This window comes from Saccharomonospora sp. CUA-673 (assembly GCF_001942305.1).
GTDB lineage: Bacteria > Actinomycetota > Actinomycetes > Mycobacteriales > Pseudonocardiaceae > Prauserella.
Genome location: NZ_MKKE01000085.1, coordinates 12,343 through 34,735, shown reverse-complemented (window position 1 = coordinate 34,735; position 22,393 = coordinate 12,343). Strand labels below are relative to the sequence as shown.

At 72.1% G+C, this 22,393-nt stretch carries 16 protein-coding genes and 4 pseudogenes; 9 read left to right on the top strand and 11 right to left on the bottom strand.

Annotated elements, in window-relative coordinates:
• Positions 1-75: 75 nt before the first annotated feature.
• On the top strand, positions 76-1,182 hold the full coding sequence (locus tag BJF85_RS25650; protein ID WP_187346972.1) for an ATP-dependent DNA ligase: 1,107 nt from the start codon (positions 76-78) through the stop codon (positions 1,180-1,182).
• Positions 1,179-2,182 (top strand): annotated as a pseudogene (ligD, locus tag BJF85_RS25645) (non-homologous end-joining DNA ligase). The gene BJF85_RS25650 and the pseudogene ligD overlap by 4 nt, the downstream one beginning before the upstream one ends.
• A 43-nt stretch (positions 2,183-2,225) precedes the next feature.
• Here the strand turns inward: ligD and BJF85_RS25640 are convergent.
• Genes BJF85_RS25640 through BJF85_RS25630 form a run of 3 tightly spaced genes read right to left on the bottom strand, consistent with a single transcriptional unit; the run spans position 2,226 to position 5,061 of the window.
• On the bottom strand, positions 2,226-2,630 hold the full coding sequence (locus tag BJF85_RS25640) for a ChaB family protein (protein ID WP_075850561.1): 405 nt from the start codon (positions 2,628-2,630) through the stop codon (positions 2,226-2,228).
• Positions 2,631-2,690: 60 nt separating this feature from the next.
• Positions 2,691-3,509, bottom strand: a complete 819-nt coding sequence (locus BJF85_RS25635; RefSeq protein WP_075850559.1) for an enoyl-CoA hydratase/isomerase family protein — start codon at positions 3,507-3,509, stop codon at positions 2,691-2,693.
• A 13-nt stretch (positions 3,510-3,522) separates the two neighbouring features.
• Positions 3,523-5,061 (bottom strand): acyl-CoA synthetase, encoded by a 1,539-nt coding sequence (locus BJF85_RS25630; protein ID WP_075850483.1) that lies wholly within the window; start codon positions 5,059-5,061, stop codon positions 3,523-3,525.
• A 199-nt stretch (positions 5,062-5,260) separates the two neighbouring features.
• On the opposite strand from BJF85_RS25630, the gene BJF85_RS25625 reads away from it, so the two are divergent.
• Positions 5,261-6,046 carry a tyrosine-protein phosphatase gene (locus BJF85_RS25625; RefSeq protein ID WP_369822303.1) on the top strand — a complete coding sequence of 262 codons (786 nt, stop codon included), beginning with the start codon at positions 5,261-5,263 and terminating at the stop codon, positions 6,044-6,046.
• Between the two features lie 43 nt (positions 6,047-6,089).
• Here BJF85_RS25625 and BJF85_RS25620 read toward each other — a convergent pair whose 3' ends face one another.
• Together BJF85_RS25620 and BJF85_RS25615 are read right to left on the bottom strand one after the other, a co-directional pair.
• Positions 6,090-6,677: a cyclopropane-fatty-acyl-phospholipid synthase family protein gene (locus tag BJF85_RS25620; protein WP_075850482.1), complete on the bottom strand. Its 588-nt coding sequence runs from the start codon at positions 6,675-6,677 to the stop codon at positions 6,090-6,092.
• Positions 6,674-7,340: pseudogene (locus BJF85_RS25615) on the bottom strand (vitamin K epoxide reductase family protein). Before BJF85_RS25615 ends, BJF85_RS25620 begins: the two are co-directional and overlap by 4 nt.
• A 116-nt stretch (positions 7,341-7,456) precedes the next feature.
• Here BJF85_RS25615 and BJF85_RS25610 point away from each other — a divergent pair.
• Genes BJF85_RS25610 through BJF85_RS25600 form a run of 3 tightly spaced genes read left to right on the top strand, consistent with a single transcriptional unit; the run spans position 7,457 to position 11,554 of the window.
• Positions 7,457-8,575, top strand: a complete 1,119-nt coding sequence (locus BJF85_RS25610) for an MBL fold metallo-hydrolase (RefSeq protein ID WP_075850481.1) — start codon at positions 7,457-7,459, stop codon at positions 8,573-8,575.
• The gene (locus BJF85_RS25605; protein ID WP_075850480.1) at positions 8,572-10,950 is read left to right on the top strand and encodes an acetyl-CoA acetyltransferase; all 2,379 of its coding nucleotides are present in this window, start codon (positions 8,572-8,574) and stop codon (positions 10,948-10,950) included. The genes BJF85_RS25610 and BJF85_RS25605 overlap by 4 nt, the downstream gene beginning before the upstream one ends.
• A gap of 10 nt (positions 10,951-10,960) precedes the next feature.
• Entirely contained in the window at positions 10,961-11,554 is a 594-nt protein-coding gene (locus tag BJF85_RS25600; RefSeq protein WP_075850479.1) for a TetR/AcrR family transcriptional regulator, read from the top strand.
• Positions 11,555-11,604: 50 nt separating this feature from the next.
• Here the strand turns inward: BJF85_RS25600 and BJF85_RS25595 are convergent, their stop codons facing one another.
• The 6 genes and pseudogenes from BJF85_RS25595 to BJF85_RS25565 all read right to left on the bottom strand — a co-directional run bounded on the left by BJF85_RS25595 (position 11,605) and on the right by BJF85_RS25565 (position 19,986).
• Positions 11,605-12,195: a TetR/AcrR family transcriptional regulator gene (locus tag BJF85_RS25595; RefSeq protein ID WP_075850478.1), complete on the bottom strand. Its 591-nt coding sequence runs from the start codon at positions 12,193-12,195 to the stop codon at positions 11,605-11,607.
• Positions 12,196-12,221: 26 nt separating this feature from the next.
• Positions 12,222-13,214, bottom strand: a complete 993-nt coding sequence (nrfD, locus tag BJF85_RS25590) for an NrfD/PsrC family molybdoenzyme membrane anchor subunit (protein ID WP_075850477.1) — start codon at positions 13,212-13,214, stop codon at positions 12,222-12,224.
• The gene (locus BJF85_RS25585; RefSeq protein WP_075850476.1) at positions 13,211-14,161 is read right to left on the bottom strand and encodes a 4Fe-4S dicluster domain-containing protein; all 951 of its coding nucleotides are present in this window, start codon (positions 14,159-14,161) and stop codon (positions 13,211-13,213) included. Before BJF85_RS25585 ends, nrfD begins: the two co-directional genes overlap by 4 nt.
• Positions 14,158-17,459: pseudogene (gene fdh / locus BJF85_RS25580) on the bottom strand (formate dehydrogenase). Before fdh ends, BJF85_RS25585 begins: the two are co-directional and overlap by 4 nt.
• A 92-nt stretch (positions 17,460-17,551) precedes the next feature.
• Positions 17,552-18,386: pseudogene (gene folP / locus BJF85_RS25570) on the bottom strand (dihydropteroate synthase).
• 58 nt (positions 18,387-18,444) lie between these two features.
• Positions 18,445-19,986, bottom strand: a complete 1,542-nt coding sequence (locus BJF85_RS25565; protein ID WP_255375937.1) for an MFS transporter — start codon at positions 19,984-19,986, stop codon at positions 18,445-18,447.
• A 175-nt stretch (positions 19,987-20,161) separates the two neighbouring features.
• On the opposite strand from BJF85_RS25565, the gene BJF85_RS25560 reads away from it, so the two are divergent.
• The 3 genes from BJF85_RS25560 (at position 20,162) to BJF85_RS25550 (ending at position 22,386) form a co-directional block, all read left to right on the top strand.
• Positions 20,162-20,509, top strand: coding sequence for a hypothetical protein (locus tag BJF85_RS25560; protein WP_075850474.1), 348 nt, complete (start codon positions 20,162-20,164; stop codon positions 20,507-20,509).
• The gene (locus BJF85_RS25555; RefSeq protein ID WP_075850473.1) at positions 20,479-20,706 is read left to right on the top strand and encodes a hypothetical protein; all 228 of its coding nucleotides are present in this window, start codon (positions 20,479-20,481) and stop codon (positions 20,704-20,706) included. Before BJF85_RS25560 ends, BJF85_RS25555 begins: the two co-directional genes overlap by 31 nt.
• A gap of 111 nt (positions 20,707-20,817) precedes the next feature.
• Positions 20,818-22,386 carry a PepSY domain-containing protein gene (locus BJF85_RS25550; protein WP_083666706.1) on the top strand — a complete coding sequence of 523 codons (1,569 nt, stop codon included), beginning with the start codon at positions 20,818-20,820 and terminating at the stop codon, positions 22,384-22,386.
• Positions 22,387-22,393 lie beyond the last annotated feature (7 nt).

The following is a 22,393-nucleotide window of genomic DNA, read 5'->3' as shown; positions in this document are numbered from 1 at the left end:
GCCGGCTGAGCAGGGCTGAGCGGTCCACCACGGGAAAACCGTGCCGGCGGCACCGGGCAGGCCTACGATCGGTCCGTGGACCTCCCCGTGATGCCGCCGGTGCGCCCGATGCTCGCCACGCTCGTGCGCGAGCTTCCGCGTGAACCCGGGCTGCGCTACGAGCCGAAGTGGGACGGGTTCCGGTGCATCGTGTTCCGCGACGGCGACGAGATCGAGCTGGGTTCGCGCAACGACCGGCCGCTGACCCGCTACTTCCCCGAGCTCGTCGAGCAGCTGGCCGCCGTGCTGCCGCCGCGGTGCGTGGTGGACGGCGAGATCGTCATCGTCGGGTCCGCTGGTCTCGATTTCGACGCGCTGCAGCAACGCCTGCACCCGGCCGACTCGCGGGTGCGCAAGCTCGCCGCCGAGACGCCGGCCGGGTTCGTCGCGTTCGACCTGCTGGCCCTCGGTGACGACGATCTGACCGAGGAGCCCTTCGCCGCGCGGCGCGCGCGGTTGGCGGACATCCTCGACACGGCGCAGGCCCGCGTGCACGTCACCCCGCTCACCGACGACGCCGACGTCGCCGCCGACTGGTTCACCCGCTTCGAGGGCGCCGGGTTCGACGGCGTGATGGTCAAGGCGGCCGACGATCCGTACCGCCAGGACAAGCGGACCATGCGCAAGGTCAAGCACGAGCGCACGGCCGACTGCGTCGTCGCCGGGTTCCGGTGGCACAAGGACGGCCAGGGCGTCGGTTCGCTGCTGCTCGGGTTGTACGACGACGCGGGCACGCTGCACCACGTCGGGGTCGCGAGCAGCTTCACCGCGGCCCGGCGCCGGGAGCTGGCCGACGAGCTGGAGCCACTGCGCGTCGACGCGCTGGACGAGCATCCGTGGCGCGAGTGGGCCGATCAGGCCGCGCACACGGCGGGCGGAGGGCGCATGCCGGGCGCGGAGAGCCGGTGGAGCGCGGGCAAGGACCTGTCGTGGGAGCCGCTGCGGATCGAGCTGGTGGCCGAGGTGCGCTACGAGCATCTGCAGGCGTGGCGGTTCCGGCACGGCGGCCGGCTCGTGCGGTTCCGCCCCGACCGGACACCCGATTCGTGCACGTACGCCCAGCTCGAGCAGGTGCCGCCTGCCGAACTGGCCGCCCTGTTCGCCGAGGTGTCGCGCCCGGCCCCGGCGGGGCCGTCGACATGAGCGACGCGGTGGTGCTCGACGCGGGCGGCACGGAGGTGTCGATCTCGAGCCCGGACAAGGTGTTCTTCCCCGAGCGCGGCGAGACCAAGCTCGACCTGGTGCGCTACTACGAGGCCGTCGCGCAGCCGCTGCTGGCGACCCTCGGCGGCCGGCCGTTGCTCATGGAGCGCTACCCCAACGGAGCGCTCGGGAAATCGTGGTTCCAGAAAAGGGTCCCCGCCTCGGTGCCCGACTGGCTGACGACGACGGTGGTCTCGACGCCGAACGGCACGACCAGCGACGCCCTCGTGGCGGCGGATCTGGCGCACGTGCTGTGGGCGGTGAACCTGGGCTGTCTGGGTTTCCACGTGTGGCCCTACCACGCCGACACGCCGGAGCTCGCCGACGAGCTGCGGATCGACCTGGACCCGTCCCCCGGCGTCACGTTCGGGCAGGTGCGGGACGCGGCGTGGCGCACGAAGGAACTGCTGGCCGAACTGGATATCGAGGCGCTCGTCAAGACCACCGGTTCGCGTGGACTGCACGTGTACGTGCGGTTGGAGCCGCGGTGGGACAGCTACGCGGTGCGCGCCGCGGCGGTGGCGCTGGCGCGCGAGTTGGAACGCCGGCATCCGACCTCGATCACCGCGCAGTGGTGGAAGGAGGAACGCGGCACCCGGGTGTTCGTCGACTTCAACCAGAACGCCCCGCACCGCACCGTGTTCGGCGCGTGGTGCGTCCGCCCGGTCGCCGACGCACGGGTGTCGACGCCGATCGCCTGGGATGAGCTCGACGACGTCGATCCGCGGGCGTGACCGTGGCGACGGTGCCGGCCCGCCTGGCCGAACGCGGCGACCCGTGGGCGGGTGCCGGCGAGCGGCCGCAGTCGCTGGAGCCGCTGCTGGAGATGTCGCAGCGGGATCTGGCGTCGGGGATGATGGACGCCCCGTGGCCGCCGGTCTACCCGAAGCAGCCCGGTGAGCCGCCGCGCGTGGCGCCGAGCCGGGCGAAGAAGACCTGACGCGCCGCGAGTCCGGCCCGCCCTATACGCCTCACCTCGCGCGTCACCGGGAGCGCGACCGGGTGCGGCGCCCGCTCTCGGCCTGCAGGGCGTCCACGAGTTCGCTCTTCGTCATCCTCGAGCGGCCGCTGATGCCGAGTTCCTTGGCTCGTTCGTACAGGTGCTGCTTGCCGGCGTTCGCGTCGACGCCGCCTGCCGTGGAGTACTGCCGGGACTGGCGCGCTCCGCCCTTGGCCGCCTGCATGTCGGACGGGCCGGTGGCCTGCTTGGGTTTCCACCGATCGCCGACCTTCTCGTAACCGCGTTTCAGCGCGGCGAACGCCGTCTGATGGGCACGCCGACCCTCGCCGTACTCCTCGACGGCCGAGTCGTGTGCCTTGATCCACGTGCGCTGCGCCTTCTCCGGCGACCGGCGGACCGTGTCGGGAAGTTCCTGACGTCCGGGCATCACCACACCTCCTTGCCGTGGGACACCAGGAGTCCTACCCGTGTCGCGCCCTGGCAAACGTCACGAGCCTGCCCATTCGCCGGTGAAGGTCGGCTCGGTCTTGCCGAGGAACGCCTCGACCGCGGCCTGGGTGTCCTTGGTGGCGAAGTTGACGGCCTGGGCGCGGGCCTCGTTCTCGAGCGCCTCGCGCAGCGTCGCGTCACCTCCCTCGTTCAGCAGCGCCTTCGTCTGCGCCAACGCCACGGGCGGGCCGGCGGCGAGCCGTTTCGCGGTGTCGGTGACGAATCCGTCGAGTTCGTCGGCGGGCCGGACCCAGGTGACCAGGCCGAGCCGCTCCGCCTCCCCGGCGTCGACGAAGTCGCCCAGCAGGGCGATGCGCTTGGCCTGTTGCAGGCCGACCAGCTTGGGCAGCAGCCACGAGCCGCCGAAATCGAGCGACAGTCCACGGTGGACGAAGATCTGACTGAAGCGCGCGCGGTCGGAGGCGGCGACGAGATCGCAGCCCAGCGCGAGATTCCAGCCGGCGCCGACGGCCACCCCGTCGACCTTGGCGATGGTCGGAGTCTCCAACTCGTGCAGCGTGATCGCGGTGCGGTTGACGTAGTGCATGCGCCGCAACGGATGCGTTTCCGCCCGCGCCGCGCCGGCCGCCAGGTCGGCCCCGGCGCAGAAGTCGCCGCCGGCTCCGGTCAGCACGATCACGCGGGTGTCCGGGTCGGCGTCGGCGTCGCGCAGAGCCTGGGCCAGCACGCCCCACGTGTCCGGGTCGATGGCGTTCTTGCGCCGGGGCCGGTTGAGGGTGATCGTCGTGACGGCGTCGGCGCGGTCGACCAGCACGCTGTCGTCACCGAGAACGCTGTCATCGGCGGATTCGGGCACGGTGAACTTCCCTTCAGGCCGTCGCGGCGGCATAGCGTTCGACGAGTCGGTGCTTGACGAGCTTTCCCGTGGGGGTGCGCGGAAGTTCGTCGACGAAGTCGACGCTCTGCGGCGCCTTGTAGTGGGCGATGCGTTCGCGCACGTACGCCAGGATCTCGTCGGCCAGCTCGGGCCCGGCCTCCACTGTGGACGACGGTTCGACGACGGCCTTCACCTGTTGACCCATCTCGTCGTCGGGTACCCCGATGACGGCGACGTCGGCGACGGCCGGGTGCAGGGCCAGGACATCCTCCACCTCCTGCGGGTAGATGTTCACCCCGCCCGAGATGATCATGAAGGCCTTGCGGTCGGTGAGGAACAGATAGCCGTCGGCATCGAGGTAGCCGACGTCGCCGCTGGTGGCCCAGTTGGGATGCTCGGGGTGCTGCGCGGAACGGGTCTTCTCCGGTTCGTTGTGATACGTGAAGGAGACCTCCTCGCGTTCGAAGTAGACGGTGCCGATCTGCCCCGCCGGCAGTTCGGTGCCCTCGTCGTCGCAGATCCGCACGATCCCGAGACCGGCGCGGCCGACGGACCCGGGCCGTTCGAGCCATTCCTGCGGGGAGATGAACGTGATCCCGGCGCCCTCGGTGGAGGCGTAGTACTCGTAGAGGATCGGCCCCCACCAGTCGATCATCGCCTGCTTCACCTCGACCGGACACGGCGCGGCGGCGTGCACCGCGACGCGATGGGTCGACAGGTCGTAGCGGGTGCGCACCTCGTCGGGCAGTTTCAACATGCGCACGAACATCGTCGGCACCCATTGGCTGTGCGTGACGCCGTAGGTCGCGATGGCCTGCAGTGCCGCCTCGGCGTCGAACTTCTCCATCATCACGAGCGTGCCGCCGACGGCGTGCACACACGCGCCGTACCGCAGCGGCGCGGCGTGATACACCGGTGCCGGCGACAGGTACGTCATGGACTCGTCGAAGCCGTACATCAATTGCGTGAGCGGCAACAACGGGTTGCCCGGCTCGCCGATCTGCCGTTCGGGCAGGGTGATCTTGATGCCCTTCGGCCGGCCCGTGGTGCCCGACGAGTAGAGCAGGTCCGCCCCGGCCGGTTGGTGGGCCGGACGTTCGGGCGAGGCCTCGGACAGCACGGTGTCGTAGTCGTCGTACCCGGGGACCGGCCCGCCGTAGGCGAGCCGCACCGGCACGTCGACGAGGTCGGCGACGTCGGTGACGAGGGAACCGAGCGAGGCGGAGACGACGAGGGCCTTCGCCCCGGAGTCGGTGACGATGTAGGCGATCTCCTCGGCGGTGAGGTGGCTGTTGACGGCGGTGATGTAGAGGCCCGAGCGCACGGCGGCCCAGTAGACCTCGTAGGCGCGCAGGTGGTTGTCACTGAGGAGCGCGACAGTGTCGCCGGTCCGGAATCCCTTGTCGCGTAACGCGTTCGCGAGGCGGACCGAATGGTCCTCGAGCTGCGCATAGGTCAACTTCTCACCGGAGCCGGCCATGATCACGGCGGGCTTGTCCGGTGTCGTGGCGGCGAAAGTGCCCGGGTACATAACGGCTCCTCCTTGAACCGAGACGTCCCCGTGAGACTGCCGTGCCCGATACGCGGCAGTCAATGTCGCTTGTCCGGCACCCGGAACGTCCGTGGGGACGTTCGGGTGACGGGCCGGCCGCGGATCGTGGTCGGGTGACCGGCGGGCGCAGTTCTGGAAGACTGGCCGACGTGACGGACCTGACCAGCACCACCCCGCTCTGGCTGTCCCTCGACGGCGCGGTCAACATCCGCGACGTCGCAGTCTCCCCACGACCGACGGCGCCGCGACCGCGCGCGGCCGTCTGCTGCGCGCCGACAACCTGCAGGACCTCTCCCCCGCCGACATCGCCCTGCTCGTCGAGACGGTCGGCCTGGACACCGTGGTGGACCTGCGCACGGCGTTCGAGATCGAGTCCGAGGGGCCGGGGCCGCTGCGGGCCTACGAGACGGTGCGGCACGTGCACCATTCGCTGCTGCCCGAGTCCGGCGGCGACGCACTGCTGACCCGCGACCGGCTCCGCGACGCCGCCCACAACAGCGCGAGCGGCAACGGCGAGAACGGCAGTGACGACGAGCTGGGCCGCATGGTGGCGCACTATCTCGGGTACGTGGCGTTGCGGCCGGACAGCATCGTCGGCGCGCTGCGCGCCATCGCCGACGCCCCGGGCACGGCGCTCGTCCACTGTGCGGCGGGCAAGGACCGCACCGGCGTGGTGACGGCGTTCGCGCTGGAGGTGGCCGGCGTCGACCGGGCCACGATTGCCGCCGACTACGCGGCGACCGCCGAGCGGATCGAGGCGATCATCCGGCGGCTGCGCGGCACGCACACCTACCGCGACGACATCGACCGCAAGACGATCGACGAGCACCGCCCGCACGCCGCGTCGATGGACCAGTTCCTGGCCGAGGTCGACAGGCGGCACGGCGGTGTGCACACCTACCTCGACGACCACGGCTTCGGCGCCGACGACCTCACCCGGCTGCGCACCAAGCTCCGCGACTGAACCCCACGGCCGGACCCAGCCCCACCGGCCGGACCCAGCGGCGTCACGGGGCGCGCCGCGCGAGCACCCCCGTCGTCGTCTCGGTCGCCTGCTGCTCCAGCACGGTGAATCCGGCGGGCAGCCGCTCGGCGAGGGTGCCGTGCGGAATCCGGTACGGGTGCGGCGCGGCGCCGCCGGGCAGGCGCAACGCCTCCCAGGCCAGCACCCCGCCGGGCGTCACCGCGTCGGCCGCGGCGGCGAAGGCGCCGGGGTCCCAGAACAACGTCGACAGCACGCACGCCCAGCCCGCGCCACCCGCTTCGACCGTCTCGAGGGCCTCGCACGCGTCGGCGCGGACGCACGTGATCCGCGCGCCCAGGCCGCGGCGTTCGGCCTCGGCCCGCAGCTGCTCCAGGGCCACGTCGGAGACGTCGACGGCGGTCACGTCGCGGCCACCTGCGGCCAGGGCCAGCGCGCTGCCCGACGGGCCGCACGCGAGTTCGAGCACCGGACCGGCGGGCAGCTCACCCGCAACGTCGGCGATGCGGTCGAGCAGCGGGTGCGGTGCGAACGAGGGCTCCCTGTCGCGATAGCGTCCGTTCCACCGCGCCCGGTCGGCGTCCGGGTCGCCTGCAGCGTCCGGGTCGGTCACAGCAGCCCGGAGAAGTAGGTCCAGAACCGCTGCACCACGAGGAACGTGACGAGCGCGAGCCACAACGCCAGTCCCCACACGTGCCGGTGCACCGGCCGGGCCGCCACACCGGGCAGGTGGCCGGCGGCGACGTTGTGCACGGTCGTGTACCAGAAGACCGGGATCATCGCGGCCCACACCACCAGGCAGTACGGGCACAGCGCGCCGATCTCGTACAGGCTCTGCGTCATCAGCCAGTGCACGAACCCGACCCCGAACAGCGCCGGCCTGCATGCCGAGCCAGAACCACCGCGGCAGCCGGGCGCCGGCCAGCAGCGCCACGCCCACGGTCACCACGACCGGGAACGCGGCGATGCCCAGCAGCGGATTGGGGAAGCCGAACGCCGCGGCCTGGGCGCTCTGCATCACCGAGGTGCAGGAGACGGTGGCGTCGAGCGTGCAGCTCGGCCGGTAGGTCGGGTCCTCCGCCAGCGCCAGCCGCTCGAGCGTCAGCACGAAGGCCGACGCCGTCCCCAGCAGGCCGCCGACGGTCAGGACCCAGCCGACCACCAGGCGGAGCCTGCGCTCGAGGAACCCCGACTCGGCACCGGCGGCGGTGTCGATATCACCGGCGCCGGCAGTGCCGTCGGGGCCGTCGGGGCCGTCGTTCACGGGTGCGGACATACCTCCAGTGTCCCCGGCGTCGTGTTCGCTACGTGTTGAGGTCGCACGCCTCGTCGGGATATGTTCACCCCAGCAGTTGTGGACGATGGCCGTCTAGAAAAGCCGGGGAGTCAGGGTTGACGGAACCGAACGAGCCGCCCAGCGGGACAGCGCCGGAGGGCATCACGATCCTCGGCACCGCCCAGTGGAGCGCGTGGCAGGAACGACTGCTGCCACCTGTCGAGAAGATCGGCGGCGGGATCTGGTCGGTGCCGGTGCCCATCCCGCACAACCCGCTGCGCTACACGCTCTGCTACCTGCTGACCTCGGACGACGGTCTGCTCGTGGTGGACCCCGGCTGGAACTCCCCGGAGGGCTGGGAGGCGCTGCAGGCGGGACTGGCCGAGGCCGGGGCGACGGCCGCGGACATCCACGGCATCCTCGCCACCCACGTCCACCCCGACCACCACGGACTGTCGGCGCGACTGCGCGAGGAGTCCGGCGCGTGGATCGCCATGCACCCCGCCGAACGGGACACCCTGCCGCAGCGGACGACGCGGATCGCCGGCTCGCACCGCACGATCACGGCGTGGCTGCGACACCGCGGCGCCTCCGACGAGGACGCCGAGGCGCTCGGCGGCCCCCTGGACGCGCGCACGCCCGAGTCCGCCGGGATGGCCGATCCGGATGTGCTGCTCGAGGACGGCGACCTCGTCCCGTTGCGCGGCCGGACGCTGCGCGCGGTGTGGACGCCGGGCCACACCCCCGGCCACCTGTGCGTGCAGGCCGTCGACGAACGGCTGCTGCTCACCGGCGATCACGTGCTACCGCGCATCACGCCGAACGTGGGTCTCTACCCGGGCGGGACGGGCACTCCCCTCGCCGACTTCTTCTCCTCGCTCGAGCGCACCGGCGAGTTCGACGACCACGACGCGTTGCCCGCCCACGAGTACCGCTTCCGGGGCCTCGGCCAGCGCACCCGGATCCTCGCCGAGCACCACGAGCGGCGGTGCCAGGAGCTCGTGGACGTCGTGGCCCGGTTGGGCGCGCCGACGCCGTGGGAGATCGCCCAGCACCTGAGCTGGTCCCGGCCGTGGTCGGAGATCGGCCGGATGCGGCTGAGCGCCCTGTCGGAGACCGAGTCGCACGTCGACCACCTCGTCCGCCAGGGCCGCCTCACCTGGGACGAACGGACCGCAGGAGCCAGGGTCCGCCTCGCAGGCCCGGCCACCGCGCACACGGGGAGCACCGCATGACCACCCACAGCTCCGACCTCGATCCGCGGACCCCCGTCCTCGTCGGCGTGGGCCAGTCCGCCGAACGCATCGACGACGCCGACTACCGCGCACTCTCGGCCGTGGACCTGGCCGCCGAGGCCGCCCGGGCCGCCCTCATCGACAGCGGAGCCGGCGACCGTGACGTTGCCGGCGCGATCGACACGGTCGCCGGGATCCGCCAGTTCGAGCACTCCACGCCCGGTGCGTTCCCGCCGCTGGGCAGCGCGGACAACTTCCCGCGTGCGGTGGCGGGCCGACTCGGTGCCGATCCCCGGCGCGCGGTGCTCGAGGTCGTCGGTGGGCAGGGTCCGCAGCACCTGGTGAACGAGTTCGCCGCGACGATCGCCGCCGGCGACGCGGAGGTGGCGCTGCTGATCGGGTCCGAGGCGATCTCCACGGCCCAGCACCTCGCAGGCTCGGCCGACCAACCCGATTTCACCGAGCACGTCGGCGGGCAGCTCGAGGACCGCGGCCGCGGTCTGCAGGGGTTGATGACGCGGGAGCTGCTGGCCGCCGGACTCGCCGACCCGCCCAGCCAGTACGCCCTGTTCGAGAACGCGCGGCGCGCGGGGCTGGGAGCCTCGCGCGCGGAGTACGCCCGCGCGATGGGCACGTTGTTCGCGCCGTTCACGTCGGTGGCCGCGCGCAACCCGTACGCCGCGGCCCCCGTGCAGCGCTCCGCCGAGGAGCTGACCACGGTGACCGAGTCGAACCGACTCATCGCCGATCCGTATCCGCGCTTCGTCGTCTCGCGCGACAAGGTGAACCAGGGCGCGGCGGTGCTGATGATGTCGGTCGGCGCGGCGCGGCGACTCGGCGTTGCCGAGGACCGGTGGGTGTTCCTGCACGGGCACGCCGATCTGCGCGAACGCGAGCTCCTCGACCGCCCGGACCTGTCGGCCTACCCGGCGGCGGTGGCCGCGGTGCGGCACGCCCTCGACGTCGCCGGGCTCGACCTCGACGACATCACCGCGTTCGACCTCTACAGCTGTTTCCCGATCGCCGTGTTCGCGGTGTGCGACGGCCTCGGCCTGGCGCCCGACGATCCGCGCGGACTCACCCTCACCGGCGGCCTGCCGTTCTTCGGCGGCGCGGGCAACAACTACTCGATGCACGCCGTCGCCGAGGCCGTGGCCGTGCTGCGGTCCGCACCGGGCGGCTACGCGTTGGTGGGCGCCAACGGCGGCATGCTCAGCAAGTACTCCGTCGGCGTGTACTCGACGACTCCTACACCGTGGCGACCGGACGACAGCGGGCGCGTGCAGTCCACACTGGACGCTGCCGAGGTGCCGGGGCGCACGCGATACGCCGACGGGTGGGCGACGATCGAGACCGCCACCGTGCTGTATGAACGGTCCGGGTCCCGGCGCGGAGTCGTGATCGGACGGCTGGAGTCCGACGGCAGCCGGTTCGTGGCCAACACCGAACGCGGCGACGACGAGCTGCTGGAACTGCTGGCGACCGGCGATCCCGTCGGCACGCGGGTGTTCGCGCGCTCGTTCGGCTACGGCAACCGGGTCACGCTCACCGCGGAGCGGATGGCCGAGTTCCATCCGCCGCGCCCGCCCGCGCTGCGCGAGGCCTACGAGCACGTGCTCGTCCGCCGCGACGGCCACGTCCTCGAGGTGACGATCAACCGTCCCGACGCGCGCAACAGCCTGCACCCGGAGGCGAACGCCGAGCTCGACGAGATCTTCGACGCCTACTTCGCCGACCCCGAGCTGTGGGTGGCGATCCTGACCGGCGCCGGCGACAAGGCATTCTCGGCGGGCAACGATCTGAGTCACACCGCCTCGGGCGGTCTGCCGTGGACACCGAAGAACGGTTTCGCCGGTTTGACCAGCCGCGAGCACCTGCCGAAGCCGGTGATCGCCGCGGTCAACGGCTACGCCATGGGCGGCGGACTCGAGATCGCGCTCGCCTGCCACCTGATCGTCGCCGACGAGAACGCCCGGTTCGCGCTCAGCGAGGTCAAGGTCGGGCTCATCGCCGCGGCCGGCGGATTGGTGCGGCTGCCGCGGGCGGTACCGCCGAAGCTCGCCAACGAGATGATCCTGACGGGCAGGCGCATCGACGCCGACGAGGCCGCCTCCCACGGTCTCGTCAACCGGGTCGTGCCGGCCGGCACCGCGATGGACGGGGCCCGCAAGCTCGCCGAGGAGGTCCTCGCCGGATCGCCGACGTCGGTGCGCGCGTCGCTGCAGTTCATGGGCGAGACCGCGCACATCGCCGATCCGGTCGAGGCGGTGAACCACCCGTCCCGGGTCATGGACCATCTGCTCGTCGCCGAGGACACCATGGAGGGCATCATGGCCTTCACACAGAAGCGGCCTCCACAGTGGAAGAACCGATAGGGAAGAACCGATGACGCACGCCACGACGGGCCGGCCGCGGGACCCGGAGGTCGACCGGCGGATCGCACTGGCCGCGGTCGCGGTGTTCGGCGAGGCAGGCTGGGCCGGGTTCAGCGTCGAATCGGTGGCGCGGCATGCCGGCGTGGGTAAGGCGTCGATCTACCTGCGCTGGCAGACGAAGGAACAGCTGCTGCTCAGTGCGCTCGCCACGCACGTCACCCCGGTCGTCGACGCCGACACCGGGACGCTGCGCGGCGATCTCGTCGCGCTGGCCCGCCAACTGGTCGAGCTGTACTCGGGGCCCAGCAGGCAGGCCGCGCTGCGGATGATGCTCGAGGCGCCGATAATCCCGGGCCTGGCGCGGCGCTGCGATCAACTCCGCCAGGCCCAGGTGACCGCGGCCCGCGCGATGGTGCGCCGGGGCATCCGGCGCGGCGACATCGACGCCGACACGTCCGTCACGTTGCTGCTCGACACGCTGGGCGGCGGGGTCATCGCGCACATCCTGTCCACTCCGGACCATCTGGCCGACACGGTGCACGCCCGGCTCGACGGCTTCGCCGACCAGCTCGTCGACTTCGTCCTCGACCCGGCCCGCCCCTGACTCTCGCCCCTCCCCGCCGAGACCCGCACTCAGTCCGCCGAGATCGTCATTCAGGCCCGCTTGGCCTGCGTTCCGGACGTCGAGCGCCGCAGTTGGGCGGCGATGTCGCGGGCGAGCTGCCCGCCCGTGTCGGCCTCGACGGGGGCGTGTCCGATCAGCAGGCGGTACCAGAGGACGCCGTGGATCTGGTCGACGGCGAGGTCGGCGGCCACCTCCGCGACCTCGGGCAGCCACCGCTCGACGACGAGGTACACCTGCTCGCGCTGGTCGGCCGTGAACTCGGCGAGCACCGACGCGGCATGCTCGTCGCGCAACGCCTCACCGACGATCCCGCGCAACGTCGCCGCGTACGCCGGATCGCTCGCCGCCGCGAACGTGGCGGCGACGAACGCCTCGAGGTCGCCCTCGAGCGAACCGGTCGACGCGGCCGGTGCGGTCTCGCGGGCGCGTTCGGCCATCGCCTCCAGCACGACCGCGCCCTTCGACGGCCACCACCGGTAGATCGTCTGCTTGCCCACCCGGGCGCGGCCCGCGATAGCGGTGAGCGTCACGGGTTCACCGGCGGCCAGCAGTTCGGTGGCCGCGGTCAGGATCGCCTGCCTGGCCTGGTCGTTCCGCCGTCGCCCGGTGTGCACGCGCATTATTTGACGGTACCAGCGGTCTCGACTTACTGCTCGGAACTCGCCGACCTGCCCCGATCGACGCGCTCGCGTTGCGGCACGACGACGTACTTCGGGTCCTTCGTGGACTCGACCCCGGCCTCGAAGATGCCGAGCCGTTGCAGTGCGCTGCCCGCCACCAACGCCACCCCGGACGCCACCGCCACGGCCCGACTGCGCCCGGCGAACAGACTGCCCAGTGCCCCGCCGGCGGTCAGGTACTCCGACCACTGCCGGAGCCGATGTGCCTTGCCGGTGCGGTACGCCTCGCTGACGACGCCGAGCCGCTCGTCGAGCTGACGCGAGGTGACCAGTTCCGCGACCGCGCCGATCGCCGCCATCCGCCGCGCGGGCTCGGCCTCCTCGACGGGCGCGCACACCATCGCGAACCCACCGCCGCTCGCGGCGGCCGAGCCGGTGAACACGAACGGCAGCCACTCGCGCGCCTCGTTCCACGCCGGCACCGCGGTGTGCGACAACAGCACCGCGGTGTACGACGCGACGCCGGGGGCGACCGCCGCCGACGACAGTCCCGCCGGCCGGGCCAGCTTCCCGACGAGCCTGCCCAGCACGGTGCGCCGCAGCCGCACCGGCATCAGCTCGGCGGCCGCCGCGGCGCCGACGCCCGGTCCGTAGGCCACGAGGATCCACGTGCCCACGCTCATCGGCGAACTGGGTTTGGCCACGCGCAGCATGTGGTGGAACCGCTCCGGCCGGCCCAGGTCGGCGATGAGGAAGTACATGCTCGCCCCGAGTCCGCCCAGCGCGCCGATCCGGGAGACCTTCCGCAGTCGCGGCCGGCGCGTCAGATCGGCCCCGGCGGCGAGTTCGGCGCACGCCGCCGACAGTCCTCCCGCGAACAGGTACGCCGGCACGAGCCAGTCCCACACCGGTTCCTTCAGCACGGGCCTGCCGTAGTACGACCGGAACGACGCCTGCGGCACCGCGCGTTCCTCCTTGGTGCCGTCCCCGCCCGTCAGGCGTCCGAGCGTGCGGCTCATCGCCCGCTCCGTCCGACGAACACGGACACGGCCGCGGCGGCAAACGCGGCCGCCGCCACGCCCGCCTTGGCCCACATCGAGCCCGCGTCCCGCGTCGGCACCACGGGGTCCGGCGGCAGTCCGTACACCTCGGGTTCGTCGAGCAACAGGAAGAACGCGCCGTCCCCACCGACGCCGTCGTTCGGGTCCTCGCCGTACAACCGCGCCTCGGTGATGCCGCGGTCGTGCAGCGTCTCCACCCGCTGCCGGGCCCGCTCACGCAGTTCGTCGAGCGGTCCGAATTGGATCGAGTCGGTCGGGCATGCCTTGGCGCAGGCCGGTTCCATGCCGCCCCGCAGCCGGTCATAGCACATCGTGCACTTCCACGCCCTGCCGTCGCCCTCGCGGCGGTCGATGACGCCGTAGGGACAACCGGACACGCAGTACCCGCAGCCGTTGCAGATGTCGTCCTGCACCACGACCGTGCCGAACTCGGTGCGGAACAGCGCGCCGGTCGGGCACACGTCCAGACATCCGGCGTGGGTGCAGTGCTTGCAGACGTCGGAACTCATCAACCACCGGAAGTCGGTCCGCGTCTCCTCCCCCGTGCTCGCACCCGGCAGGTCGAACGACGGCAGGCCGAGGTCGACGGCCGTGGCCGTGTCGGCGGAGGGCCCCAAGTCCCCCGGAGACTCGGCCTCCCGCGGAGGCGCCGGCTGTTCGATGAACGCCACGTGCCGCCACGAGTTGGCGCTCAGCTCACCGGTGTTGTCGAACGACATGCCGAGCAGGTCGAACCCGTCGTCGGGGAGCAGGTTCCATTCCTTGCACGCCACCTCGCACGCCTTGCAGCCGATGCACACCGACGTGTCGGTGAAGAACCCGACGCGTTCGGGGTGGTCGGCGTACCCGGCATCACCCGCGACATCGTCGAGCGGCCCGTAGAAGCTCTCCCGAGATACGGTCACGATTCCTCCTCCCGCACAGTCATCTCCGTCGTCCCGGCCGTCATCCGGTCCGTTCCGGTGTCCACGGTCACGCCCGCCCGCCGGCGATAGGCCTCCAGGTACGCCAGCAGCTCCCGGCCTCGCGGCCGGCGGCCGGGGCGGATGTCGCACGTGGCGACCTTGCTCTCCTGGATCATCGTGTTCGGGTCGAGCACGACCCCGAGCAGGTCGTTGACGACGTCACCCTCGACCTTCCCGCTGGGGCCCCAGTGGTACGGCATCCACACCTGGTGCACCACCCTGCCGTCCAGGCGCAGCGGACGCATCCGCTCGGTCACGAGCACCCGCGCGTCGACGGCGGCCCGGCTCGTCACGACGTGCGCCCAGTCGAGGTGCTCGAGCCCGCGCTCGGCCGCGAGCTGCGGGGAGACCTCCACGAACAGCGACGGCTGCAGCTCCGACAGGTACGCCAGCTGCCTGCTCATGCCGCCCGCCGTGTGGTGCTCGGTGAGGCGGGCCGCGGTGAACACGAACGGGAACACCTCGCCGCCGGCCTCCGGCGGGGCCGGGTTCGACGGGTTGTCGCCGCGGCCGTAGACCTTCCGCACCGGGCTGCCCTGCTGGCCGTAGAGCGGATTGCGCATCGGCGACTCGTGCGGCTCGTAGTGCGTCGGCAACGGGCCGTCGACGACGCCGCTCGGCGCGAACAGCCACGCCTTCCCGTCGGCCTGCATGATGAACGGGTCGTCACCGGCGAGCGCATCCGGACCGGCGTCGCCGTCCTCGGGACGGAAGTCCGGTGGCGTGTGCTTCGGGAAGTCGGGGATGTCGTGACCGGTCCACTCGCGACGGTCGGCGTCCCACCAGACGAGCTTCTTCCGTTCGCTCCACGGGTTCCCGTCCGGATCGGCCGACGCGCGGTTGTAGAGCACCCGCCGGTTCGCCGGCCACGCCCAACCCCAGTCGTGGGCGACCTCGTCCTGCTTCTCCCGGTCGGTGCGGGCCCGCGCGTGGTTGACCCCGCCGGCGTAGACCCCGCTGTAGATCCAGCAGCCCGCGGCGGTGCTGCCGTCGGCCCGCAGGTCCAGGTAGCTGTCGACGACCTCGCCGGTGCGCAGGTCGACCCCGTTGATGCGGCGCAGCACGTGATCGGCGGAAGGCTCGGCGAACTCGTCACCGCCCTCGAGTTCGTAGTCCCAGGCCAACTCGAGCAGAGGCCGGTCGCGCGGGTCGGTCGAGGAGGCCAGTTTCTGCCGCAGCAACCGTCCGAGGTGGTAGGTGAACCACAGTTCCGAACGCCGGTCGCCGGTCGGTTCGAGCGCGCGGTCGCGCCACTGCAGCAGCCGCTGGGTCTGGGTGAAGGTGCCCTCCTTCTCGACGTGCGAGGCCGCGGGGAAGAAGAACACCTCGGTGCGACATTCCTCGGCCACGATCTCCCCGGTCTCGATCTCCGGGGCGTTGCGCCAGAACTCGGCGCTCTCGATCATCGTCAGGTCGCGGACGACGAGCCAGTCGAGGTTCGCCATGCCGAGCCGTTGCAGGCGTCCGTGCGCGGAACCGACGGCCGGGTTCTGGCCGAGCAGGAAGTACCCGAACACCTCGCCGTCGATCATGTCCATCACGGTGCGATAGGTGCCGTGATCGCCGTCGATGCGCGGCAGGTGGTCGAAGCAGTAATCGTTCTCGGCGGTGGCCGCCTCGCCCCAGTACTCCTTGAGCAGCGACACCAGATAGTCGTCGGCGTTGTGCCAGAAGCCCTTCTGGTGGCGGCCGCGGATCGCCTCGACGTAGTCGTGCTTGCCCTCGTGCCGCGCATCCGGCATCGGCAGGTAGCCCGGCAGCAGGTTGTACAGCGTCGGGATGTCGGTCGAGCCCTGGATGCTGGCGTGCCCGCGCAGCGCGAGGACCCCGCCGCCGGGGCGGCCGATGTTGCCGAGCAGCAACTGGATGATCGCGCCGGCCCGGATGTACTGCGCGCCCATCGAGTGTTGCGTCCAGCCCACCGAGTACACGAGCGCCGACGTGCGATCCCGCCCCGAGGCCTGCGTCCACGCCCGGCACACCGCGAGGAAGTCCTCGGCGGGCACGCCGCAGACCCGCTCGACCATCTCCGGGGTGTAGCGGGAGAAGTGCCGTTTGAGGATCTGGAACACGCAGCGCGGATGCTCCAGCGTCGGATCGGTGACGATCCCGGTGCCGCTCTCGAGTATCGGCCCGCCGGAACCGGCCTGTTCGCCGGCCGACTCCTCCCGGTGCCGACGCCCCTCGACGGAGCTCTCACCGACGCCGTTCTCGTACTGCCACGTCGACGTGTCGTAGCTGCCTGATCGGGGTCGTAGCCCGAGAACAGGCCGTCGAGGTCCTCGGTGTCGGCGAAGTCCTCGTGCACCAGGAAGCTCGCGTTGGTGTAGGCGCTGACGTACTCCCGGAAGTCCAGGTCGTTGGACAGGATGTGGTTGATCACCCCGCCGAGGAACGCGATGTCCGAGCCCGCCCGCAACGCGACGTGCCGGTCGGCGACCGCACTCGTCCTGGTGAAGCGCGGGTCGATGTGGATGACCGTGGCGCCGCGCGCTTGGCCTCCATGACCCACTGGAACCCCACCGGGTGGGCCTCCGCCATGTTCGAGCCCATGACGACGATGCAGTCGGCGTTAGCCAGGTCCTGCTGATAGTCCGTCGCGCCACCGCGACCGAAGGAGCTCCCAGACCGGGAACCGTGGCGGAGTGTCAAATGCGCGCCTGGTTCTCGATCTGGATCGCCCCGAGTGCGGTGAAGAGCTTCTTGATCAGGTAGTTCTCTTCGTTGTCGAGCGTCGCGCCGCCGAGGCTGGCGATGCCGCGGGTGCGGCGCAGCGGGCGGCCGTCGGCGTCGGCGTCCTGCCAGCCCTTGCGCCGGGCCTCGAGCACACGGTCGGCGACCATGTCCATCGCCGTCTCGAGGGGCAGCTCCTGCCACTCGGTGCCGTACGCGCCCGGTACAGCACCCGGTCCTCGCGGTGGTCGCCCGTGACGAGCTGCTTGCTCGCCGAGCCCTTCGGGCACAGCCGGCCGCGCGAGACGGGACTGTCGGGGTTGCCCTCGATCTGCAGGACGCGCTCGCCGTGCTCGGCCGTCTCGTCCTTGCCGACGTAGACGTTCTGCGCACAGCCGACGGCGCAGTAGGGGCACACCGAACTGGCCACGCGCGCGGCATCCTCGGTGCGCGGTTCGCGCTCCCGCGACGGCGGGGACGCGGCGGCGTCTCCCCTGCCGAGCCGGTCGGCCCCGGTGAGCTGGCGAAAGACCGGCCACGACCGGATCCAATCGCTCACACCCATGAGAGCCCTCCACACGGTTCGCCTCTGACGTAGTCGACACGGTACCCCGCGACGGCGCGCTCGTCAGGATGCTGATCAGCTGAATGGAACCCTCAGGTGAGACCGCGGATGACGTGCGCGGGTGTTTTGTCGCCTTTGATCACCGACACCATCTCGAGGGCCTGGCACGTCTCGGCGACGTTGTGCGCCCGGAAAACCGCCGCACCCTGCCAGGCGCACACGGCTGTCGCGGCGAGCGTGCCGTACAGCCGCCGCTCGACCGGCAGGTCCAGTGCCTCGCCGACGAAATCCTTGTTGGACAACGCCACCAGCACGGGCCACCCGGTGTCGACCAGCCGGCCGAGCTCACGGGTGAGCGTCAGCGAGTGCCACGTGTTCTTGCCGAAGTCGTGCGTCGGGTCGACGAGCAGACCGTCGGCGGGCACGCCGAGCCGGACGAGCTCCTCGGCCCGGCCCGTCACCTCGGCGATCACGTCGGCGACGACGTCCGGATAGCGCACGCGGTGCGGGCGGGTGCGCGGCACGGCGCCGCCGGTGTGCGAGCAGACGTAGCCCGCGCCGAACTCGGCGGCGACCTCGGCCAGCGCCGGATCGGCCCCGGCCCACGTGTCGTTGATCAGATCGGCGCCCTCGGCGCACGCCCGCCGCCCCACCTCGCGGCGCCACGTGTCGACGCTGATCGCCACGTCGGGGAACCGCGCGCGCAGTTGCGCGACGAACGGCACGACGCGGCGGGTCTCCTCGTCGACGTCCACGTCGGCGCCCGGACCGGCCTTCACCCCGCCGACGTCGATGATGTCGCGCCCTCGGCGACCACGCGGTCGGCCGCGTCGAGAGCTCGGCGGTGCCGTAGGTCGCGCCGCGGTCGTAGAACGAGTCGGGCGTGCGGTTGACGATCGCCATCACCAACGGCCGGTCCCGGCGCATGGTCCGGCCCCGGAAGCGGATCACGGGCGCGCGCACGGATTCGGCAGGCGCTGGACTGTCACCGGTCTGCACGGGCCCGAGTATCCCGCGCGCCACGCGGGCCGCCTGCACTGCCCTCGGCGGGGACACGCGACCCCGCGGACGCGGTCACCGGCTCGACTCCGGAACGGGAGCCGCCTTCGGCTTCGGGGGCGGGCCCTGTGGCGGCCGCTGGGTCGGCGGGAGGACCGGGCGTCACGGCGGCGAGCACGCCCGCGAGTACGCCGGCGCCGCCGGCGATGAGGAACACCACGGTGTAGGCGTCGATACCGGGCAGCACGACCCCGTCGATGCGCACGACGATGCCCGCCGTGACGGTGGCGATGACCGCGCTGCAACTGGAGGTGCCGATCGACCGGCACAGGGCGTTGAGACTGTTCGCCGCGGCTGTCTCCGACTGCGGTACCGCCCGCATGATCAGCGCGGGCACGGCGCCGTAGGCGAGGGCGGCGCCGATGGCGGTCGCGATGACGGTGGCGATCGCGGCGACCAGCGGGGCGTGCACGAACGCCCTGGCGATGTTGCCGAGCGCGAGGATCGCCGCGCCGATCACCACGGTCACCCGCGGCCCCCAACGCCGCGAGATCACGGCCGACAGCGGAGAGAACACCACCATCGCCCCGCCGACGGGCAGCAGCGCCAGTCCGCTCTCCATGAGCGAGAGGTCGAAGCCGTAGCCGGTGGCCGCGGGCGCCTGGAGCATCTGCGCGCTGACCATGAAGCCGGCGAACATGGCGACGCCGATCAGCACGGACGCGATGTTGGTCAGCAGTACGGCCGGTCGCGCCGAGACGCGCAGGTCGACCAGGGGAGCCGCCGGCCCGCGCAGCTCGTACCAGCCCCACCCCAGGAGGATCACCACCGAGGCGACCAGCAGGCCCAGGACGAGCGGACTGTCCCAGCCCCATTCACTGCCGCGGGAGACCGGTAGCAACAGGCACAGCAGACCGGCCGACAGGCCGGTCGCGCCGAGCACGTCGAACCGCCCGCCGCTGCGCACCGACGACTCGGGCACGAGCGCCCACACCAGCAGCATCTGCACCAGACCGAAGAGGGCCGAGCCCCAGAACAGCCAGTGCCAGTCGGCCTGTTCGGCGACGAATCCGGTCAACGGCAGGCCGACCGCGCCGCCCGCGCCGAGGGTCGAGCTCATCACGGCGATACCCGTGCCGACCCGCTCGGGAGGCAGTTCGTCGCGCATGATGCTGATACCGAGCGGGATCACGCCGATGGCCACGCCCTGCAGCCCGCGGGCCACCAGGACGACGGCGACCTCGCTGGTCATCGCTCCGATGGCGCTGCCGACGGTCATCGACGCGAGCGCCGCCAGCAGCATCCGCCGCTTGCCGTACATGTCCCCGAGCCGGCCGAGGACCGGCGCGAAGACCGCGCCGGTCAGCAGGGTGATCGTGATGAGCCACGCCGCGGTCGAGGGCGTGGTGTCGAGCAGCCGCGGGAACTCCGGCAACAGCGGCACGGCGAGCGTCTGCATGAGCGCGACGGCGATGCCCGACAGGGCGAGAACGGCGACCACGGACCGTGCAGCGGGTGTTCGGGCCACGGCCGAGGCTCTCCGTTCTTCGGTGGCACCGCTCGCCCGGACCGGCGCACCTGAGTCGATATGAGTGGATATGGACCGCCACCGAGCTTAACCCCACTACGGCACGCCCGTACAACATCCCACCGCCCCGGCGTCGACCTTGGGGTGCGGCCCCGGCGGCGGTACCCTGCCCGCCATGTGTGCGCGCGGCGGTGGACCGAGAGGCGGTGGCCTGACGACCGGCGCGCCGCGGCTGCTGCGCGGCGCCGCCGCCGGACTGTCCACCGCACTGCTCGCCGTGGTCGCGCACGCGGCCGCCGGTGGCGCACTGCCGGACTGGCCCGTCGTGGCCGGTCCGATCCTCGCGCTCGGCACGCTCGCGACCGGACTGGCGCGGGTGCGCCTCCGGCCCGCGACCCTGCTCGCCCTGCTCGTCCTGGGGCAGCTGGCCGTGCACACCGTGCTGTCCCTCGGCTCCGGCCACGCGCCCACGGCGGCGGGGACACCGCGACCATGGCCGTCGCACACGTCACGGCCACGCTGATCGTGTTCGCCGCGCTCAACGGCGCCGAACGGACGCTGTTCGCGCTGATCGACGCGCTCGTCGCCCGGCTTCCGCAGCGTCCGGGCACGCTCTCCGTGGCGGGCCCGGCCCGCACGCCCCGCCCCACGGACCCGCCGCAGCGCGCCACCTTCGACGTGCTGTGCCGCCGGGTCCACGGCCGGCGCGGTCCGCCCTGACCCGCAGCTCCGCAGTCCTCACCCTTTCCACGTGCACCGCCCGCCGCACCCGAGCCCCGGGTGCGGCCGGCGCGCGTCCACGTGTCCACGCCGTCACTGGAGCGAGCTGTCATGTCCGAAACCACCGTGCGCCCACCGGGCGACCCCGATCCGACCCCCGAACCCGACCCCACGCCGGAATCCACCGCCGAGTCGCCCCCCGAGCACACCCCGGGCGCCGCCTCTCGGGGCGGCGGCGCACGACCGTGGCGCGGGCTCGTGCTGCGGCTGCACTTCTACGCCGGCATCCTCGTCGGCCCGTTCATCCTCATCGCCGCGCTCACCGGCACCGGCTACGCGCTCACCCCGCAGCTGGAATCGTGGCTGTATCACGACGAACTCACCGCGACGTCCACGGCGACACCGTTGCCGCTGGCCGACCAGGTGCACGCCGCCGAGCAGGCGACACCCGACGGCGCCCTGCACGCGGTACGCCCCGCACCGGAGGCGGGCGACACGACGCGGGTGCTGTTCACGACACCCGAACTGGGCGAGTCGGAATGGCACACCGTGTTCGTCGACCCCGGCGACGCCGCGATCACCGGCGAACTCACCACCTACGGAACCAGCGGCGTGCTGCCGCTGCGCATGACGCTCGACCAGCTGCACCGCAGTCTGCTGCTCGGCGAGCCGGGCCGGGTGTACAGCGAACTGGCGGCATCGTGGCTCGCCGTCGTCGCCGTCGGCGGCCTCGCCCTGTGGCTGGCCCGCCGCCGCACCCGCACGGCATCCGCGAAAGCCGCAACCGGGAAAGCGGCATCCGGCAAGGCGGTGTCTGGCACGGTCACGTCCGGGCGGGCGCGCACGGTGCGGTGGCACGGCAGGCTCGGCGTGTGGGTGCTGGCCGGGGCGCTGATGTTGTCGGCCACGGGGCTGACCTGGTCGGCCTACGCCGGCGCCAACGTCTCCGACCTGCGCGCCGCGCTCGGCTGGAACACCCCGGAGCTCGACGCCTCCGGAGGCGAACACGCCGGACACGAGGGACACGCCGGACACGAGGGACACGGCAGTCACGAGGGACATGGAGACCACGGCCACGGCAGTCACGGCGGGCACGGGGACCACGCCGGGCACACCGATGCGGCCGACGTCGACGAGGTGCTCCGGGCCGCGCGCGGGGCCGACATCGACGCGGGACAGCTCGAGATCACTCCCCCGGCCGAGGACGGCGGGGCGTGGGCGGTCACCGAGATCGACCGGAGCTGGCCGACGCAGGTCGACGCGGTCGCCGTCGACGCCGCACAGGGCGAGGTCGTCGACGAGGTGCGGTTCGAGGACTACCCGCTGGTCGCGAAGCTCGCCCGGTGGGGCATCGACCTGCACATGGGCAGCCTGTTCGGCTGGGCCAACCAGATCCTGCTCGTGGCGCTCGGGCTCGGCCTGGCGGCGATGACGGTGCTCGGCTACCGCATGTGGTGGCAGCGGGGCGCACGTCGCGCGTTCGGCACCCCCATTCCGCGCGGGCAGTGGCGACGGGTCCCACCGTGGGCGTTGGCGGTGGGCACGCTCGCCGCGGTCGGGATCGGCTGGTTCGTCCCGCTGCTCGGCCTCAGCCTGGTGGCGTTCCTGCTCGTCGACGTCGCAGTCGGTTGGGTCGGGCGACGCCGTGCGAGCGCGCGCGCCGAGGAGGTGTCCACGTAGGATCGGC